Origin of the sequence: Vibrio sp. 1727, assembly GCF_033344415.1 — a bacterium.
Taxonomy (GTDB): Bacteria; Pseudomonadota; Gammaproteobacteria; order Enterobacterales; family Vibrionaceae; genus Vibrio; species Vibrio alginolyticus.
Genome location: NZ_JAWPOT010000008.1, coordinates 121,306 through 139,221 on the forward strand (window position 1 = coordinate 121,306; position 17,916 = coordinate 139,221).

At 45.4% G+C, this 17,916-nt stretch carries 16 protein-coding genes; 1 reads left to right on the forward strand and 15 read right to left on the reverse strand.

The window, feature by feature from the left end; genetic code table 11:
* Positions 1 to 91: 91 nt before the first annotated feature.
* Positions 92 to 1,558 (reverse strand): IMP dehydrogenase, encoded by a 1,467-nt coding sequence (gene guaB / locus R8O10_RS10055; RefSeq protein WP_017633908.1) that lies wholly within the window; start codon positions 1,556 to 1,558, stop codon positions 92 to 94.
* Positions 1,559 to 1,789: 231 nt separating this feature from the next.
* Between guaB and xseA the strand changes: the two genes are divergently transcribed.
* Positions 1,790 to 3,121: an exodeoxyribonuclease VII large subunit gene (gene xseA / locus R8O10_RS10060; protein ID WP_017633909.1), complete on the forward strand. Its 1,332-nt coding sequence runs from the start codon at positions 1,790 to 1,792 to the stop codon at positions 3,119 to 3,121.
* A gap of 13 nt (positions 3,122 to 3,134) precedes the next feature.
* Here the strand turns inward: xseA and R8O10_RS10065 are convergent, their stop codons facing one another.
* The 14 genes from R8O10_RS10065 to hscA all read right to left on the reverse strand — a co-directional run bounded on the left by R8O10_RS10065 (position 3,135) and on the right by hscA (position 17,914).
* A complete protein-coding gene (locus R8O10_RS10065; protein ID WP_005381691.1) occupies positions 3,135 to 3,359 on the reverse strand; it encodes a zinc ribbon domain-containing protein in 225 nt (74 codons plus the stop codon).
* Between the two features lie 309 nt (positions 3,360 to 3,668).
* Positions 3,669 to 4,544, reverse strand: a complete 876-nt coding sequence (locus R8O10_RS10070; protein WP_213915320.1) for an alanyl-tRNA editing protein — start codon at positions 4,542 to 4,544, stop codon at positions 3,669 to 3,671.
* 59 nt (positions 4,545 to 4,603) lie between these two features.
* On the reverse strand, positions 4,604 to 6,100 hold the full coding sequence (gene der / locus R8O10_RS10075) for a ribosome biogenesis GTPase Der (protein WP_017820569.1): 1,497 nt from the start codon (positions 6,098 to 6,100) through the stop codon (positions 4,604 to 4,606).
* Between the two features lie 167 nt (positions 6,101 to 6,267).
* On the reverse strand, positions 6,268 to 7,428 hold the full coding sequence (gene bamB / locus R8O10_RS10080; RefSeq protein ID WP_005381696.1) for an outer membrane protein assembly factor BamB: 1,161 nt from the start codon (positions 7,426 to 7,428) through the stop codon (positions 6,268 to 6,270).
* Between the two features lie 12 nt (positions 7,429 to 7,440).
* The gene (locus R8O10_RS10085; protein WP_005381697.1) at positions 7,441 to 8,055 is read right to left on the reverse strand and encodes a YfgM family protein; all 615 of its coding nucleotides are present in this window, start codon (positions 8,053 to 8,055) and stop codon (positions 7,441 to 7,443) included.
* A 126-nt stretch (positions 8,056 to 8,181) separates the two neighbouring features.
* Entirely contained in the window at positions 8,182 to 9,450 is a 1,269-nt protein-coding gene (hisS, locus tag R8O10_RS10090) for a histidine--tRNA ligase (RefSeq protein ID WP_005381698.1), read from the reverse strand.
* Between the two features lie 26 nt (positions 9,451 to 9,476).
* Positions 9,477 to 10,595, reverse strand: coding sequence for a flavodoxin-dependent (E)-4-hydroxy-3-methylbut-2-enyl-diphosphate synthase (gene ispG, locus R8O10_RS10095; protein WP_005381699.1), 1,119 nt, complete (start codon positions 10,593 to 10,595; stop codon positions 9,477 to 9,479).
* Positions 10,596 to 10,601: 6 nt separating this feature from the next.
* Positions 10,602 to 11,552, reverse strand: coding sequence for a cytoskeleton protein RodZ (gene rodZ, locus R8O10_RS10100; protein ID WP_005381700.1), 951 nt, complete (start codon positions 11,550 to 11,552; stop codon positions 10,602 to 10,604).
* A gap of 435 nt (positions 11,553 to 11,987) precedes the next feature.
* Positions 11,988 to 13,115, reverse strand: coding sequence for a bifunctional tRNA (adenosine(37)-C2)-methyltransferase TrmG/ribosomal RNA large subunit methyltransferase RlmN (locus R8O10_RS10105; RefSeq protein ID WP_017633913.1), 1,128 nt, complete (start codon positions 13,113 to 13,115; stop codon positions 11,988 to 11,990).
* Positions 13,116 to 13,488: 373 nt separating this feature from the next.
* Positions 13,489 to 13,914 carry a nucleoside-diphosphate kinase gene (gene ndk / locus R8O10_RS10110; RefSeq protein WP_005381702.1) on the reverse strand — a complete coding sequence of 142 codons (426 nt, stop codon included), beginning with the start codon at positions 13,912 to 13,914 and terminating at the stop codon, positions 13,489 to 13,491.
* Between the two features lie 95 nt (positions 13,915 to 14,009).
* Entirely contained in the window at positions 14,010 to 15,308 is a 1,299-nt protein-coding gene (pepB, locus tag R8O10_RS10115; protein ID WP_054575091.1) for an aminopeptidase PepB, read from the reverse strand.
* Between the two features lie 161 nt (positions 15,309 to 15,469).
* Positions 15,470 to 15,664, reverse strand: a complete 195-nt coding sequence (iscX, locus tag R8O10_RS10120; protein ID WP_005381711.1) for a Fe-S cluster assembly protein IscX — start codon at positions 15,662 to 15,664, stop codon at positions 15,470 to 15,472.
* Positions 15,665 to 15,708: 44 nt separating this feature from the next.
* Positions 15,709 to 16,047, reverse strand: coding sequence for an ISC system 2Fe-2S type ferredoxin (gene fdx, locus R8O10_RS10125; protein WP_005381713.1), 339 nt, complete (start codon positions 16,045 to 16,047; stop codon positions 15,709 to 15,711).
* Positions 16,048 to 16,060: 13 nt separating this feature from the next.
* Complete coding sequence (gene hscA, locus R8O10_RS10130; RefSeq protein WP_053302969.1) at positions 16,061 to 17,914, reverse strand: Fe-S protein assembly chaperone HscA; 1,854 nt, start codon at positions 17,912 to 17,914, stop codon at positions 16,061 to 16,063.
* Between the last annotated feature and the right edge of the window lie 2 nt (positions 17,915 to 17,916).

Consider the following 17,916-nt stretch of genomic DNA (forward strand, 5'->3'; position numbering starts at 1 on the left):
GTCTTTTTAAGGCTAAGTGATTAAAACCGAGGCGAGTGTACTCGCCTCTTCTTAATGCTTCAAGGAAAAAGCAAACGTTTCCGTTAGGTAATTAGTTCCCTAGACGGTAGTTCGGTGCTTCCTTAGTAATTTGAACATCGTGTACATGAGACTCTTGCATACCAGCACCAGAGATACGTACAAATTCAGCTTTCGTACGCATATCTTCGATAGTTGCAGAACCAGTTAGACCCATGCTTGAACGTAGACCACCCATTTGTTGGTGTACGATCTCTTTTAGACGGCCTTTGTATGCGATACGACCTTCGATACCTTCTGGTACTAGCTTGTCCGCTGCGTTGTCAGACTGGAAGTAACGGTCAGAAGAACCTTGAGACATAGCACCAAGAGAACCCATGCCACGGTAAGACTTGTAAGAACGGCCGTTGTATAGAATCACTTCACCCGGCGCTTCTTCAGTACCTGCAAACATAGAACCAACCATCACACATGATGCGCCAGCTACGATTGCTTTACAGATATCACCTGAGAAACGGATACCACCGTCAGCAATAACCGGAATACCATAATCATTAGCCACTTCTGCCGCATCTGCGATTGCAGTGATTTGTGGAACTCCCACACCCGTTACAATACGAGTTGTACAGATAGAACCAGGGCCGATACCCACTTTCACTGCGCTTACGCCAGCTTCGATTAGTGCTTTAGCACCAGCACCTGTTGCTACGTTACCACCGATGATGTCTAGATCTGGGTAAGCAGCGCGAGTTTCGCGGATGCGGTTTAGTACACCTTCAGAATGTCCGTGTGAAGAGTCGATAAGTAGAATGTCAACGCCTGCTTCAACTAGAGCAGCAACACGCTCTTCGTTACCAGCGCCAGCACCAACGGCTGCGCCAACACGTAGGCGACCACGCTCATCTTTACATGCGTTTGGTTTACGTTCTGCTTTGTGGAAGTCTTTCGCAGTAATCATACCGGTTAGTTGGAACTCATCATTCACAACCAATACTTTCTCTACACGAGCTTCGTGCATTTTCTCTTGCACTTCTTCTCGTGTTGCACCTTCTTTAACTGCTGCCAACTTCTCTTTTGGCGTCATTACTGAAGATACTTTCTTAGAAAGGTCCGTCACAAAACGAACGTCACGACCAGTGATAATACCAACAAGCTCATTGCTCTCAGTGACAACAGGGAAACCTGCAAAACCATGCTTTTCAGTGAGTGCAACAACATCAGCGATGGTCGCGTCAGGGTTTACAGTAACCGCGTCAGTTACCATACCAGCTTCGAACTTCTTAACTTTACGAACTTCGGCTGCCTGCTGCTCAATAGACATGTTCTTGTGGATAAAGCCAATGCCACCCTCTTGCGCTAGCGCAATTGCTAGACGAGCTTCAGTAACAGTGTCCATAGACGCTGAAATCATTGGGATGTTTAGGGTGATGTTCTTAGTTAGCTGAGTGCGAAGATCAGCTGTGTTTGGGAGAACGGTGGAGTGTGCTGGCACAAGTAGTACGTCATCGAATGTCAGCGCTTCTTTGGCAATTCTTAGCATTTGCAATATCTCACAATTAGAGGAGTAAAAAGAACAATCCAATCTCATCGTTTCGCATAATGAGGGTAACCTGCGTTAGCAACTAGCTACATTTGGATTAGATATTGCGGAGGGATTATACGGTTAACGCAATCGCTTGACCACAAATTTTTTAATTTTTTTCTTGCAATTACCCCCTTGCTATGTATTATATTGCCGCTAATTTCCATACTCACGTCTAAGAGATTAGCTGTGCTCTCCAAGACCAATCAAAACATCTTTACTGTTTCTCGTCTCAACGCAGAAGTTCGTTTACTCCTTGAAAACGAAATGGGGATCGTTTGGCTCGTCGGAGAGATATCCAACTTTTCAGCTCCTGTCTCTGGTCACTGGTACCTCACTCTTAAAGACTCTCGCGCTCAAGTTAAATGTGCCATGTTTCGTGGTAACAATCGCCGCGTTACTTTCAAACCCGCTAACGGTAATCAAGTCCTAGTAAAAGCTCGTCTGTCTCTTTATGAGCCTCGCGGTGACTACCAATTGATCATCGAAAGCATGCAACCGGAAGGTGATGGCCGTCTTCAACAAGAGTTTGAAGAGCTGAAAATGAAGCTTGCAGCAGAAGGGTTGTTCGCGCAAATCAATAAGCAATCTTTGCCTGAGCACCCTAAACGTGTTGGCGTCATCACATCGAAAACTGGTGCCGCGCTTTACGATATCTTAGACGTATTGAAACGTCGTGATCCTTCCCTACCTGTTGTGATTTATCCGACAGTGGTACAAGGTGAGGACGCAGCCATTCAAATTGCACAAGCCATTGGTCGCGCTAACAGCCGTGATGAATGTGATGTACTAATTGTGGGCCGAGGTGGTGGTTCATTAGAAGACTTATGGTGCTTTAACAACGAGATATTAGCTCGCACGATTGCAGCAAGCCAAATTCCTATTATTAGCGCCGTTGGACATGAAGTTGACGTGACAATAGCTGATTTTGTCGCCGACGTACGCGCGCCTACTCCATCAGCAGCCGCTGAGCTAGTAAGCCGTGATAACAGCCACAAAGATCAAGCTTTAGTTACCCGCCAGCATAAGTTAGCGAGCGCGATGCGTTACTACCTAGCACAACAAAAGCAGCAATCTGCTCAATTAGTGCACCGTCTAGAGAGACAGCACCCAAGCTATCGCTTGCAACGTCAGACGCAACAGTTAGATGAGTTGGACATGCGCTTACAGCGAGCGATGAGTCGTTTTATTGCCTTGCGTCAACAGCGAATCGAGCGTCAACATTATCGGCTGCAATTAAATTCTCCTGTAACACGCCTTGCCGAGCAGAAGTCGAAGCTAGAACGTGTTGAGCAAAAGCTCATGGATGCAATGGATCGCAAATTACTGACTATGCGCCATCAACTCGCGATTGCCGCAGAAAAGTTGGACACCGTCAGCCCACTAGCGACATTGAAACGAGGTTACTCAATTACTCAAACTGAGCAAGGTAAAGTAATTACGCAATCTTCAGATGTAAAGTCGGGAGATGTATTGATTACCCGGTTAGCCGAAGGTGACGTTCGTTCTACCGTTAACTGAATACAAACTCTGGTTAACTGACTTTCTGGAACTCAAATCGGACACGTGATTTTGATTTGAGTTCATTACACACATTACAAAAGTAACTCGCAGCACCGCATGCTTGCAGCTTCTCCAGCTCCGCCTCACAATCAGGGCAAAAACCTACCTTTTTAAAATCCGATTCACACTGTGCACAATGGTATTGTCCTGTCCATTCCAGTTCGACATTGCAAGTCGGGCAAATGTTCTGCTGCATATCCCGTTCCTCTCTCTAAACTAAGCAATTTCGAGTAACGCATGCTACTCAAAATAACGAACAAGTGTGTTGATCTTCATCACCGCCCCAACAAGTTTCACGAGGCGTTAACCATACTTGATACGTAGGATCTTATACTGATCGTCTGATATTTACTCCTTGATCAGCGATCACCCCTTAAAAGAATATTTATATAACCACACACCGAAAGCATAAGTTACATATTCTGCATTCCAATTTAAGACAGAATAAAAAACCCTAGAGAGATTTAATTAAACGAAAAAACAGAATTTAATAAAAAGATCTTATTCAAAAAGCAGTGTTTACATTGGTGTGCATTTCGATAGTTTGAGCGTCGAGCTTAACGAGTTTAACTTGGATAAAAGCAAACTCATTTAAATGGCTCGCATGCGTTCCACCACAAGGGATTACCGCTAATTGACCTTCCCCTAAATCGCACTTCCAATAGCGAGAATCCGTTAATCTATCGCCGTGGCATTCCATGGTGATCATCGCATCTCTTTGAAGCCATTCAACCAGTTGGCCATTCACTTTTTCTGCAATCGCCTGGAGGTCATTCAGCATATCTGCACTGTTTAATCCTCTTTTACGGAGTGTTTTGCCTAAACGGTACGTATCGAGGCACTTGTCTGGAGTGACATAACTAGTAACTTGCGCATAGCTATTAAAGTCATAATAACCATGTGGGTCTTTGCGGTCTGCGTCTTTTCGCCAATAGTCTTCCGATAGTACTTTATTCAACGCCAAATACGCTAAATGTCCTGCAGTGTGGCCTCGACTCACAGCATTTTGATAGTCTTTATCTACCGCTAATGTTACCAAGTCATTAATTGCAAATGATTCCGTACGTGATAAAACATGCACGACGACAAACACCCAACCTTCAGCATCACGCTTTACAGGGATGTCACTACCCACATACAAAGCACCACTCTCCTGCTCCACTGCTCCAACTTGGCAATCAACTACGTCATGCTCAGACCCATTCACCTTCAACGTTCCTTTATCTGCAGGGTGATCCGGCCATATGTGACTAACGGGATGGAACGGCGTGACATCTGTAATAACGTAAGTCACTTCTTCCGTATATTGAACGAGCTGTATTTGTGCTTCTAATTGCCATGTTTGATGACAAAAACGAGTCTTTGTTGCTGTGATAGTCATTTTTACGATTACTTTTGATAAAAAAATACCCAAGTAGAAACTTGGGTATTCGAATTTCATTATTTATTGCGGTTTTTCACCATCGACATCATACGCTTACGTTTACGCTCTTGTGATAGCGTAAGCTTATTCGTACGGTTCTCGTATGGGTTATCACTGTTGTGGAAGTTAATGCGAATCGGTGTTCCCATAATTTCCAGAGACTTACGGAAGTAGTTCATCAGATAACGTTTATACGAATCTGGCAATTCACGAACCATGTTACCGTGGATAACAACGATCGGTGGGTTGTAACCACCTGCGTGTGCGTATTTGAGTTTGATACGACGACCACGAACCATTGGCGGTTGGTGATCATCCACAGCCATCTTCATGATACGCGTCAGTACTGACGTACCCACACGCGTTGTCGCCGAGTTATATGCTTCTTGGATAGATTCAAACAAGTGACCAACGCCAGTACCGTGCAGCGCAGAGATAAAGTGGATACGCGCGAAGTCGACGAATCCTAGACGGCGGTCCAGTTCTTTCTTCACGCTTTCTTTCACGTCACTGTCTAGACCATCCCACTTGTTAACGGCGATGACAATTGAGCGGCCAGCATTCAGTGCAAAACCAAGCAAGCTTAGGTCTTGGTCTGAAATATTTTCACGTGCATCAATCACCAGTAGAACGACGTTTGCATCTTCTACCGCTTTCAGCGTCTTAACAACAGAGAACTTTTCAACCGTTTCATTGATACGACCACGACGACGAACACCTGCGGTATCAATTAGTACGTATTCGCGTCCATCACGCTCCATCGGGATGTAGATAGAATCGCGCGTTGTACCAGGCATATCGTATACAACCACACGTTCTTCACCCAGAATACGGTTAGTCAGTGTCGATTTACCTACGTTAGGACGACCGATGATCGCCAACTTAATCGGCTGCTCTTGAAGGCGTTTGAACTCTGCTTCTGCGTCTTCTTCAGTGTAATCTTCAACAAGAGGCTCTTCGTCTTCGAATCCAGTCAGGTCTTCAATCTCACCTTCTTCAGATTCACTTGTTAGTAGATCATCAAAGAATGGAGATAAAGCACGCTCAAGCAAAGCGGTCACACCACGGCCATGAGCGGCCGCAATCTGGTACATATCATCCACGCCGAGCTGCCAAAAGTCAGCACACGCCGCATCGGCATCAATACCATCGATTTTGTTTACTACCAGCATCGCTGGCTTTTCAATTTTACGCAGATGCGCAGCAATTGCTTCATCTGAAGGTGTCAGACCAGCACGACCGTCAACAAGGAACAATACAACATCAGCCTCATCAATCGCGGCTAATGACTGTTCTGCCATCTTTGTTTCCACGCCTTCTTCTGTGCCATCGATACCACCAGTATCAATCACAATGAATTCGTGCTCTTCACCAAGTCTCGCCTGGCCATATTTACGGTCTCGCGTTAGGCCTGGAAAGTCCGCAACCAACGCGTCACGAGTGCGAGTCAATCGGTTAAATAGTGTAGATTTACCTACGTTCGGACGCCCTACTAGAGCTACAACAGGTACCATAACAACCTCTACAATAATCTTTCTTCTGTAGTTATAGGTAACGACTTGCTCGATGCCAAATCAAACCAGCTTTTTACCTATAACCACGTCAGGGTTAATAAATTCAAACAACAAAACGGCTCCTAGCTGTCACCAGCCAGGAGCCGAATGTGAATTATATCACGATATTATTCGTTAATGGTTAGTTTCTTTACATCGCCGTTGCGAGTTGTAATCACATAACCATCCGACAATAACGTCGGGCCAACTGCCAAGCCACTATCATCGACAAACTGCTGCGCAACAAATTCGCCCGTTGAACGATCCATCCAGTGAAGGTAACCAAGCGTGTCACCGACAACGAGATAATTGCCAACAATAACTGGCGCTGTAAGTTGTCGGTGCTCAAGCAAGCTGTTTTCCCACAACTCAGTTCCGCTTCGTGAATCAACGGCAACAACATGATCTTTTTCCGTTATCACAAAGATGCGACTACCATCTGTAGAAATGTCTGTCGCAGATGAGTAATTACGCTTCCAAATCGGGTTCGCTGAACGCAAGTCAATAGCGATAAGTTGGCCATTGTATCCAATGGTGAAAAGAGTACCGCCTAGCACAATTGGCGATGAATCAACATCAACCAAACGATCAATTTCTGTCGCGCCTTTTGGCGTACCAACAGGCTGTTGCCAAATCAACTGACCACGCTCAACGATAGCAGCTGCGAGTCGGCCATTTGCCGTTCCCCAAAATACACCGCCGCCAATTGCAGTCGGAGTACTGTCGCCACGTAAAGTTAAGTTCGGCACTTCTGTGCTCAATGCCCAGCGTTGCTCACCTGTACTCTCATTAAGGGCAATCAGCATGCCTCGGCTAGTATTGATGATAATAAGGCCTGAATCTGCAACTGGCTTCGCCAGTACCTCACCACCAACTTTTACACGCCAAACAATTTCACCTGTTTCTTGGTCAAGAGAGATGACTTCACCATTCTCAGAGCCAATGTAAAGGTTTCCGTATGCCGCTGTGATACCACCAGAGAGACGAGCAATGACATCTTCTTCTAGGTCCGTTTGCCAACGTTGTTTACCGTTTTCAGGATCCAGCGCTTTTACTAAGCCATCACGACTTGCCACGAACAATGTATCATTCGCAAATACAGGGGATAGTTTTGAAAAGTAATGACCAACACCATCGCCAACCGATGTGCTCCACTCACTACTGGTTGTAAACTGACTGTCTACCTGAGGTAGTGGCGCCATTACAATGGTGTCTTTCTCACCTGCACAACCGGCAAGTACTCCCATTGTTAACGCCCCTAGCAAGGCTTTCTTAAAGACTCTTTTCATCCAATGCGGTCCTTATTTCGCCAGATCGTCCAATTTCATTTGTAGTGTCGGGCTTGCATCTGCCGCTTGCTGAGCTTCAGTATACGCAGCGTACGCAGCATCTTTGTCACCTTGGCGAATCGCAATATCGCCACGAAGTTCAGCAATACGACCTGTCCATGCTGTATCAGTGACGTTACTTAGCTCTGCCGTTGCAGCGTCGAAGTTACCCATTTCCGTCTCAATACGCGCAATGCGGTAACTAATCAATGGTAACAACGCAGCATCTTGAGTGTTGCTTTGCGCCCACTTCAGTTGCTCCAATGCAGCAGAAAGGTCTTGAGCTTCAACTTGTGCTTTAGCAAGTTGTAGCGCAGCCAATACTGAATATTCTTTTACTTCATTTGACTCAATGAAAGCTTTCACGTCAGCTTGAGCATCAGTGCCTTTGTCTTGCAAAGCATTCATTGCTGTCGTGTAGCTTTGAGAAGCTGCTTCACTCGCCTGAATCACAGAATCCTGGTAGTAACGCCAGCCGAATAGACCACCTAAACCAACAACCGCACCGATGATGACGGCTTTGCCGTTTTCCTTCCACCAGTCTTTAATGGCTTCAACTTGTTGTTCTTCAGTATCGTAAAGTTCCACTTCCTGTCCTCTTAAAACATGTAAATGGCAGCTTAGCTGCCATTGTTCCTATTTCGTTTAAAGGCTCCACATTTGGGAGCCTTAGCTTACGAACTAGGATGTAATTTTGTTAGATTACTAAAAGACTTAAATCAGTGCTGCGATCTTTTCTGCAACTTCTGCTTGGTTGTAAGTCTCTTGCTCACCACCAGCTAAGTCTTTCAGTACTACGGTATTATCCGCAACTTCGTTTTCGCCCAGAACCAATGCTACAACAGCACCAACTTTGTCTGCGCGTTTAAACTGTTTCTTGAAGTTACCGCCACCGAAGTGATTCATCACACGAACGCCTGGAACAGACTCGCGAAGCTGTTCTGCTAGCTTCATTCCTGCCATCATGGTGCCTTCACCCGCTGTGACTACGTACACGTCAACACTGCGACGAACGTCGGTCAGTTCCAACGTTTCTAGCATCAGTACTAGACGCTCTAGGCCCATTGCAAAGCCAACCGCTGGTGTTGGTTTACCACCTAATTGCTCTACAAGGCCATCGTAACGACCACCGCCACATACAGTGCCTTGAGCACCTAGGCTCTCAGTGATCCACTCAAATACCGTGCGATTGTAGTAATCCAGACCACGAACTAGACGTTCGTTAACTGTGTATTTGATACCTGCGGCGTCTAAAAGTTCACATAGACCTGCGAAGTGTGCTTTAGATTCTTCACCCAAGTAATCTGAAAGGCGAGGCGCATCACCTAAAATAGCTTGAACGTCTGGGTTCTTCGTATCCAGAACACGCAATGGGTTCGTGTGCATGCGACGCTTACAATCTTCATCTAGCACATCAATATGTTGCTCAAGGAATGCAACCAGTGCAGTACGGTAGTCTGCGCGGTCTTCTTGAGAACCGATAGAGTTCAGCTCAAGACGGACATGCTCATTGATACCTAGCTCACGCCATAGACGCGCCGTCATCATGATAAGCTCTGCATCAACATCTGGACCATTTAGACCAAACACCTCAACACCACACTGGTGGAATTGACGGTAACGACCTTTCTGCGGACGTTCATGGCGGAACATAGGCCCCATGTACCACAGACGCTGTTCATCACGGTTGATCAGGCTGTTTTGGATACATGAACGTACACAACCCGCCGTACCTTCTGGGCGAAGTGTTAGGCTGTCGCCGTTACGGTCATCAAAAGTGTACATTTCTTTTGAAACGACGTCTGTTTCTTCACCAACAGCGCGGCTGAATAGGTTTGTTTCTTCAACGATTGGCATGCGCACTTCGTTATAACCGTATGCGCTAATTACATTTTTCACTGTGTTTTCTAATTTTTGCCACAGTGGCGACTGAGTTGGGAGGCAATCGTTCATGCCTCGAATTGCTTGAATTGTTTTTGCCACAATACTTACCGTAATTCTCGTTGAGATTAATCTTGTACTTTAACTTCGATGCGGTTTTCGCCATTCATCATAGCTGCTTTCGCACGGATCTTAGCTTCTAGCTTATTCACAAGGTCATCGTTATCAAAGCGCTCTTTCTGGCGTTTACCATCTTCGTAGAATGCGCTCTTCTTGTTACTACCTGCTAGACCTAAGTGAGAAACTTCTGCTTCACCAGGGCCGTTTACCACACAACCGATGATAGACACATCCATTGGCGTGATGATGTCTTCTAAACGTTGCTCCAGTGCATTCACCGTACCAATCACATCGAATTCTTGGCGTGAGCAGCTTGGGCACGCAATAAAGTTGATGCCTCGAGAGCGAATGCGCAGAGATTTAAGGATGTCAAAACCGACTTTGATTTCTTCAACTGGATCGGCAGCCAAAGAGATACGCAGCGTATCGCCTATCCCTTCAGATAACAGCATACCTAAGCCAACAGATGACTTAACAGCGCCAGCTCGAGCACCACCCGCCTCTGTGATACCTAAATGAAGAGGCTGATCGATTTTCTTCGCCAGCAGACGATATGAATCCACCGCAAGAAAAACGTCTGAAGCTTTCACGCTAACTTTAAATTGGTCAAAGTTAAGACGATCGAGATGGTCTACGTGACGCATCGCCGATTCAACCAAGGCTTCTGGCGTTGGCTCACCGTATTTCATCTGTAGGTCTTTTTCCAAAGATCCACCATTGACACCAATACGGATCGGGATGTTTTTATCGCGAGCGCAATCGACAACAGCGCGAATGCGTTCTTCATTGCCGATGTTACCTGGGTTGATACGTAAACAGTCAACTCCGTACTCCGCAACTTTCAGCGCGATACGATAGTCGAAATGAATATCAGCCACTAATGGTACAGAAACTTGCTGTTTAATCAGTTTGAAAGCTTCTGCTGCGTCCATCGTAGGTACAGAAACTCGAACGATATCTGCGCCGACTTTTTCTAGTGCTCGGATTTGAGCGACTGTCGCTTCTACGTCAGTCGTGCGAGTGTTAGTCATTGACTGTACTGCAATTGGCGCACCATCACCAATTGGCACATCACCCACATAAATACGCGTCGATTTACGACGAATAATTGGAGATTCGTGTTGCATAATTTTTTATAACGGTAGAGTGAATCTAGCTACTTTGCCTGAAGTATACCCAGAAAGGTCGACAGGTTCACTTGCAAATGTCATTGTAACCCCTTCCGGTGCGCCCAATATCACTTTAAATGGCGCTTTTCCGGTAAGTTCTACATCTTGTCCTGGCTTATGAGTACCACTTACCAGCGTTTTACCATTGGTGTCTTTTACTTGAATCCAACAGTCCGCTTTAAACTTCATAGTAAGAAGTGTCATGCCTTCAGGTACTACTGGCGCAGGCTGTTCCTCTTCCGCCGCTTCAATCACGGCAACAGGTTCTTCAGAATCTACGCTTGTTGTATTTTCAGTTTCAGTCAGCAAAGGATCCGCCCCTTGCTCAACGGATGCTTCAGTCGATTCAGCAACGCCTTCATTAGTTGAAGCAACTTCTTCAGGAGTGCTTGCGATTAACTCTTCAGCCGTCATCAAATCGATATCAGCTAATTCTTGAGCAGTGGGCTGCGGCGCTTCAACACTTGAATCCGTTACTTCCTTAGTTAGGCTATTCTCTTGTTGGTTTTGCCACCACCATGCCGCTGAAATGCCAATAATGACCAGCCCGATAACCCAAGTAAGGAGCATAATACGGCTATTGTGCTTCTCGTCTTTTGTTTTACGAGAGAAGCTTTGCATTTCAATTTCTTGCTCTTGAGGCTGAGCATCGGCAGTCTGCTCTAACGCCGTCAAAACCACCTTCTCATCAAGACCTACGAATTTAGCGTAAGAGCGTAAGTAACCACGTGTAAATGTCGCGACTTGTTGAGATTCAAATCGGTTATTTTCAATATCTTCAATCACAGAAATGCGAAGCCTCAGGCGATCGGCAACTTGCTTTTGGCTCATTCCCAAGGATTCACGTTTGTTTTTCAGTAATGTGCCAGCTTCAATAGAGAGTGGCACTTCATTCGTATTTTCGTGTTCTGTCATAATGGCGGTATTTAATCTGTTTTAGTGGCTAACGTGGTCATGTATTTTCGTTATTGTTCTTAAGCCTCTTTAAAGATAGCTAGCCTAAACGCGTTAACCAAAAATAATAGTTTTAAGAAACTCTCAGCGATCTGAGTGCGAATACCCGTTTTGCAAAAATCAGCAAAACGTATGTGAGAAAGTGCTGAGAATTATCGGTGTCATCGTTAGTGTTACATATCATGATAAGCGAATGCGCAACGAAGACAAAAACTCTTTACACTCAAACTAACAGATAGCTCAAGCTTTTGTCCAAACTTTGACAAAGGAATTCGAAATTATACCCAAATAACCTTAAGTTGAAGAGTGATAGTCCCAAATCTTGGCGAAAATGTCCTAAACAATAAACAAAATAGCCAGAGCGAATGGCTCTGGCTATTTTTGAATTCCGGTCGTTTATACAGCTTTCACTTCAATGGTATCGGCACCGCGTGACGCTTTCAGCATTGCCGTACGTTTAGTTCGGTCAATTACATCACCGACCAACTGACCACATGCGGCATCAATGTCATCACCACGCGTTTTACGAACCGTAACTGTGTGCTCGTATTGCATCAATGTTTTTTGGAAGCGATCAATACGTGAGTTACTTGGTTTCTTGTAAGGTGAACCTGGGTACGGGTTAAACGGAATCAAGTTAATCTTACATGGTGTGTCTTTCATCAATTCAGCCAGCTCGCGTGCATGGTCCATGTCATCGTTCACATGATCAAGCAACACGTACTCGACTGTTACCTTGCCACGGTTTGCATTCGATGAAGCAATGTAACGACGAACGGATGCTAGGAAATCTTGAATATCCCAACGATCGTTAATTGGCATGATTTCACTACGCAGCTTATCGTTTGGCGCATGAAGAGAGATCGCCAACGCAACGTCGATTTTGCCCGTCATCTGATCAAGACCAGAAACCACACCTGATGTTGATACGGTTACGCGACGCTTCGACAAACCAAAGCCAAGGTCATCCAACATTAACTCCAGTGCTGGAATCAAGTTCTTCATATTAAGAAGCGGCTCACCCATGCCCATCATCACCACGTTCGTAATTGGGCGACGGCCTGTTTCTTTCTCAAGACCAATTTCACGTGCAGCACGCCACACCTGACCGATGATCTCTGAAACTTTCAAGTTACGGTTAAAGCCCTGCTGTGCTGTTGAGCAGAACTTACATTCCAATGCACAACCTACTTGAGAAGATACACAAAGCGTTGCGCGATCATCTTCTGGAATGTAAACCGTTTCTACATCCTGATCACCAACCTTCATTGCCCACTTGATCGTGCCGTCTGAAGAATGCTGGGCTTCTGCTACAGTTGGAGCTTTAATTTCACACTTGTGTAAAAGCTTTTCGCGCAGCTTCTTGTTGATGTTTGTCATTTTTTCGAAGTCATCTACACCGAAATGGTAGATCCACTTCATAACCTGATCAGCACGAAACGCTTTCTCGCCAAGTTCTTCCGCGAAAAACTGACGCATGCCTTTGCGATCAAAGTCGAGTAGATTGATTTTTTCAGTGGTCATGTTGCCTCTCAATGACTGAAACAAGAATAAGGGCGCGAATTGTACAGCCTTTATGCAGCTACAACAAGGGGTGTAAGACCCTGAGTTTGCTAAGGCATTAAAATAAAAACGATTAAATTTTAATCAGACTTTACGGTGAGAATAATGATTAGACAACCGACAACAAAAGCGTAGAAGTGGTACAGAGAAAACAGTGAGAACAAACACACGTAACTAAGCTTTCACCTCTGTAAAATGCTCAGATTAGCCAATATCTTCGCGAATAATTACGAATGAACTCGCCGGTGAAATGGAGAATGCGGAATAAAAAACCTCGGACAATTCCGAGGTTATTACGAACTAGATCATCACGCAAAAGTGATGCATGAACGAGTTAGCGAGAGAAAACTTCTGATTCAGGGAAGAAAAACTCAATTTCACGAGCGGCAGACTCAGGGCTATCTGAACCATGAACTGAATTGTGACGCATGCTGAGTGCGTAATCAGCACGCAAAGTGCCACATGCCGCGTCCTCTGGGTTGGTTTTACCCATTAGCTCGCGGTAACGTGCAATCGCATTTTCGCCTTCCAATACCTGAACCATAATAGGACCAGATGTCATGAACTCTTTTAGAGGAGGGAAAAACTCTTTACCTTCATGCTCTGCATAAAAGCCGCTTGCCTGATCTTCTGTCAGGTGAACCATTTTGGCAGCGATGATACGTAGGCCAGCCTTTTCAATACGATTGTAGATTTCACCAATTAGGTTTCGCTCTACAGCATCAGGCTTAATGATTGAAAATGTTCTTTCTAGAGCCATAAAATTTCCTTTCTGTACTTGTAATAATAGTTGTGCTTTTAAAGTGACTTACTGGGTAAGAGCAGCACTCAAACAAGAGAGTGCTGCAATCAATCTTATTTTCCAGCTTGCTCATTGAGGAAACGAGCAAGTGTACGAACACCCATACCCGTTGCTCCCGCAGCCCATTTATCAGAAGCGGCTTTACGATACGTACCCGCACAGTCGAAATGTAACCAGCCTTTTTTGTAGTCCTCAACGAAGTAAGACAAGAATGCAGCTGCAGTACTTGCACCCGGAGAATAATCACCAGAGCTGATATTCGATAAATCGGCAAAATTAGATGGCAGCATTTCTCGATGGAAATCAGCAAGTGGTAGCGGCCACAAGCCTTCTTTTTCCTGGTTTGCCGCCGTAAGCGCTTGATGCGATAGCTCATCATCAAAGCTCATTAGCGCATGGTAATCGTTACCTAACGCATTCTTCGCTGCGCCTGTTAGCGTCGCGCAGTCAATAATTAACTCAGGCTTTTGCTCACTGGCGTAGATAAGACCGTCTGCAAGCACCAAGCGACCTTCCGCGTCGGTATTCATAATCTCAACGGTTTTGCCGTTTTTGTAAGTGATGATGTCGCCAAGCTTAAGGGCACGGCCAGAAACCATGTTCTCAGCACAACACAAGATCAGTTTTACGCGCTTGTTCAAACCGCGTAAGATAGCTAACCCTAGGCCACCAGTGATAGTACCCGAGCCACCCATATCTGCTTTCATTGCACTCATGAAGTTAGAAGGCTTCAAGCTGTAACCACCGGAATCAAAGGTGATGCCTTTACCCACAAGACATGCGAATACAGGTGCGTTTTCGTCACCAGTTGGGTTGTAGTCTAACTGAAGCATCGCAGAAGTACGCTCAGAACCACGGCCTACTGCGTAAATACCTTCCCAACCTTCTGCCAACAAGTCTTTGTCTTTGACGATACGTGCTGTCACCGTGCCTTTCGGCGCAACAGATTTGATGAATTCAGCAGCCATTGTCGCTAGCTGACGAGGAGCAACTTCTTCTGCCGTTTTGTTGATAATATCGCGGGTAAAATCAGTCGAAGTAATACGAGCTTGAAGCTCTGCTTGATCTTCATCAGACAATGCTGCCCACTCAACTGAGCCATGTTTTTTAGGGTTACGGAACCCTTGGTGGAAAGCCCATACGCTCTCTAGATCCCAGTTATCACCAGAAAGAAAAATAGAACGAATTCCTTGGCCATCTAGCTGACGAGCTGCACGTTGAATTGCGCCGAGATCATGACCTTGACCTAAGTGAATAGTTGCGCCGTTTTCAGCGAATGAAAGCAGTGCTTTTTCACCCCAATGTGGTGCTGCCGACTCTTGACTTAAAAATACAGACATCTGTGTAGACATGGTTTCTCCTTGTCTTATAGCAGCGTTGCCTACGCTGCTTCTTTTTAATAACTCACGGATGTTAGCATTATGTAGGGCAAAAATGTCAATTGGATAAAAAAACGGACCTAAAGGTCCGCTTTTTTTAGTAAGAATTGTTAACTAGGCTGTGTTTTACAGACTTAGTCTGCTTCGTCCATCCAGCACATGATAACGGCTTCTAGAATCTTTTCATTAGAACGGTTTGGCTCATCGTCAAACTCATCTAACTCCATGATCCATTGATGAAGATCGGTAAAACGCACTGTTTTTGGATCGACATCTGGAAACTTGTCACAAAGTTCAATCGCGATATCGCGAGAATCTGTCCATTTCATTGCTCATCTTCCTTTTGCTTCTTCCCTATATTGGGAAGATAGTTTTAGTGATCTTCTGAAGCGTGGTTTAGTGTGTATTTAGGAATTTCTACCACCAAGTCTTCATCAGCAATTCTCGCCTGACACCCTAGGCGTGACTCAGGCTCTAGACCCCACGCTTTATCTAGCATGTCGTCTTCTAGTTCTTCACTTTCTTCTAGTGAATCAAAACCTTCACGGATGATTACGTGGCAGGTAGTACACGCACATGACTTCTCACACGCATGTTCAATACCGATACCGTTTTTTAGCGCTACGTCTAGAACGGTGTCACCAGAGTTTGCTTCCAACACTGCACCTTCTGGGCACAAATCGTCGTGTGGTAATACAATAATCTTAGGCATAACTACTTATCTCTTATATATCGTCTACTGATTGACCTGACAACGCAGCTCGAATCGATTTATCCATACGGCGTGATGCGAAATCTTGGCTCGCTTTATCGGTATCTTTAATGCCTTGCTCTATCGCATCTGCATCATCACCATTACGCAGCTCAATCAAGGCTTCGATGGCTTTAATCAAGTTTTGTTTCTCTTGTTCTGATAGTAAGTCATCACCATCAGCTTGCATCGCTGCAATCAAACCTTCTATCACTCGGTCGGCTTCAACACGCTGCTCAGCTAAGGCACGAGCTTGCATGTCTTCTTTTGCGTGCGTCATTGAATCACGCAACATATCCGCCACTTCATTGTCACTTAAGCCGTAAGAAGGTTTTACTTGAATCTCTGATTGAACACCAGTGCTCTTCTCCATTGCCGTAACAGAAAGAAGGCCATCTGCGTCAACTTGGTAAGTCACGCGAATATGTGCCGCACCCGCTGCCATCGGAGGAATACCTTTTAACGAGAAGCGAGCAAGTGAACGACAGTCATCAACCATTTCACGTTCACCTTGTACCACATGAACACTCATCGCCGTTTGGCCATCTTTGAATGTGGTAAATTCTTGCGCACGCGCAACGGGAATCGTAGTGTTGCGGGGGATGATCTTCTCGACCAAACCACCCATGGTTTCAATACCGAGCGACAGTGGAATCACATCAAGAAGCAACATTTCAGAGTCAGGTTTGTTACCCGCTAGGATATCAGCTTGAATACCCGCACCGATTGCGACGACTTCATCTGGGTTAATGCTTGTCAGTGGTGTACGGCCAAAGAATTCGCCAACCATTTCTCGTACAAGCAATGTGCGTGTTGAGCCACCGACCATGACTACTTCAAGTACATCTTCCGCATCTACATCCGCATCTTTCAGCGCACGGCGGCAAGACATCAGGGTTTTCTTCACTAGCGGACGAATCAGATCTTCGAACTGCTCGCGAGTCACGGTGCCTTTCCAACCAAAAACGTCAACGTCAACACTGTCTTGCTCAGAGAAAGCAATCTTAGCTTCAGTAGCAATGTTCAACAGTGTACGGTTCTTTTCTGCAGAAAGCGGAGCTTCTAGACCCGCTTGCTCCATTAAATAATCGGCAAATAGATGGTCGAAGTCGTCACCGCCTAATGCAGAATCGCCACCTGTTGCTAATACTTCAAATACGCCTTTCGATAAACGTAGGATAGAGATATCAAAAGTACCGCCACCTAGATCGTAAACCGCAATCACACCTTCTTGACCAGAGTCTAGGCCATAAGCAATTGCCGCAGCGGTTGGTTCATTAAGTAGACGGAGAACATGAAGACCAGCTAATTTCGCCGCATCTTTTGTACCTGCACGTTGCGCGTCATCAAAGTAAGCAGGAACGGTAATAACGACACCTGCTAACTCACCACCTAACGTATCTTCAGCTCGCTTACCCAATACTTTTAGGATGTCCGCAGATACTTCAATCGGGTTTTTGTCACCTTGAGGTGTTTGCAGAATTGGCAGGCCGTTTTCACTCTCTTTAAAACGATAAGGAAGTGAAGAGTAACGGGACTGAATGTCCTTTAATGAACGACCGATCAAACGTTTTACAGAGATAATCGTGTTCTCTGGTTCAAACTCTGCTTTGGCTTTGGCTTCGTGGCCGACCGTTAACGTTTCCTCAGCGTAATTAACGACTGAAGGTAAAATAGTACGGCCCTGCTCGTCCGCAAGTGGAGTTGCATCGCCGCTACGTACAGAAGCAACCAAAGAGTTGGTAGTACCTAAGTCGATACCCGCTGCTAACTTATGCTCATGAGGTGCCGAGCTTTGGCCCGGTTCTGCGATTTGAAGTAGTGCCATGA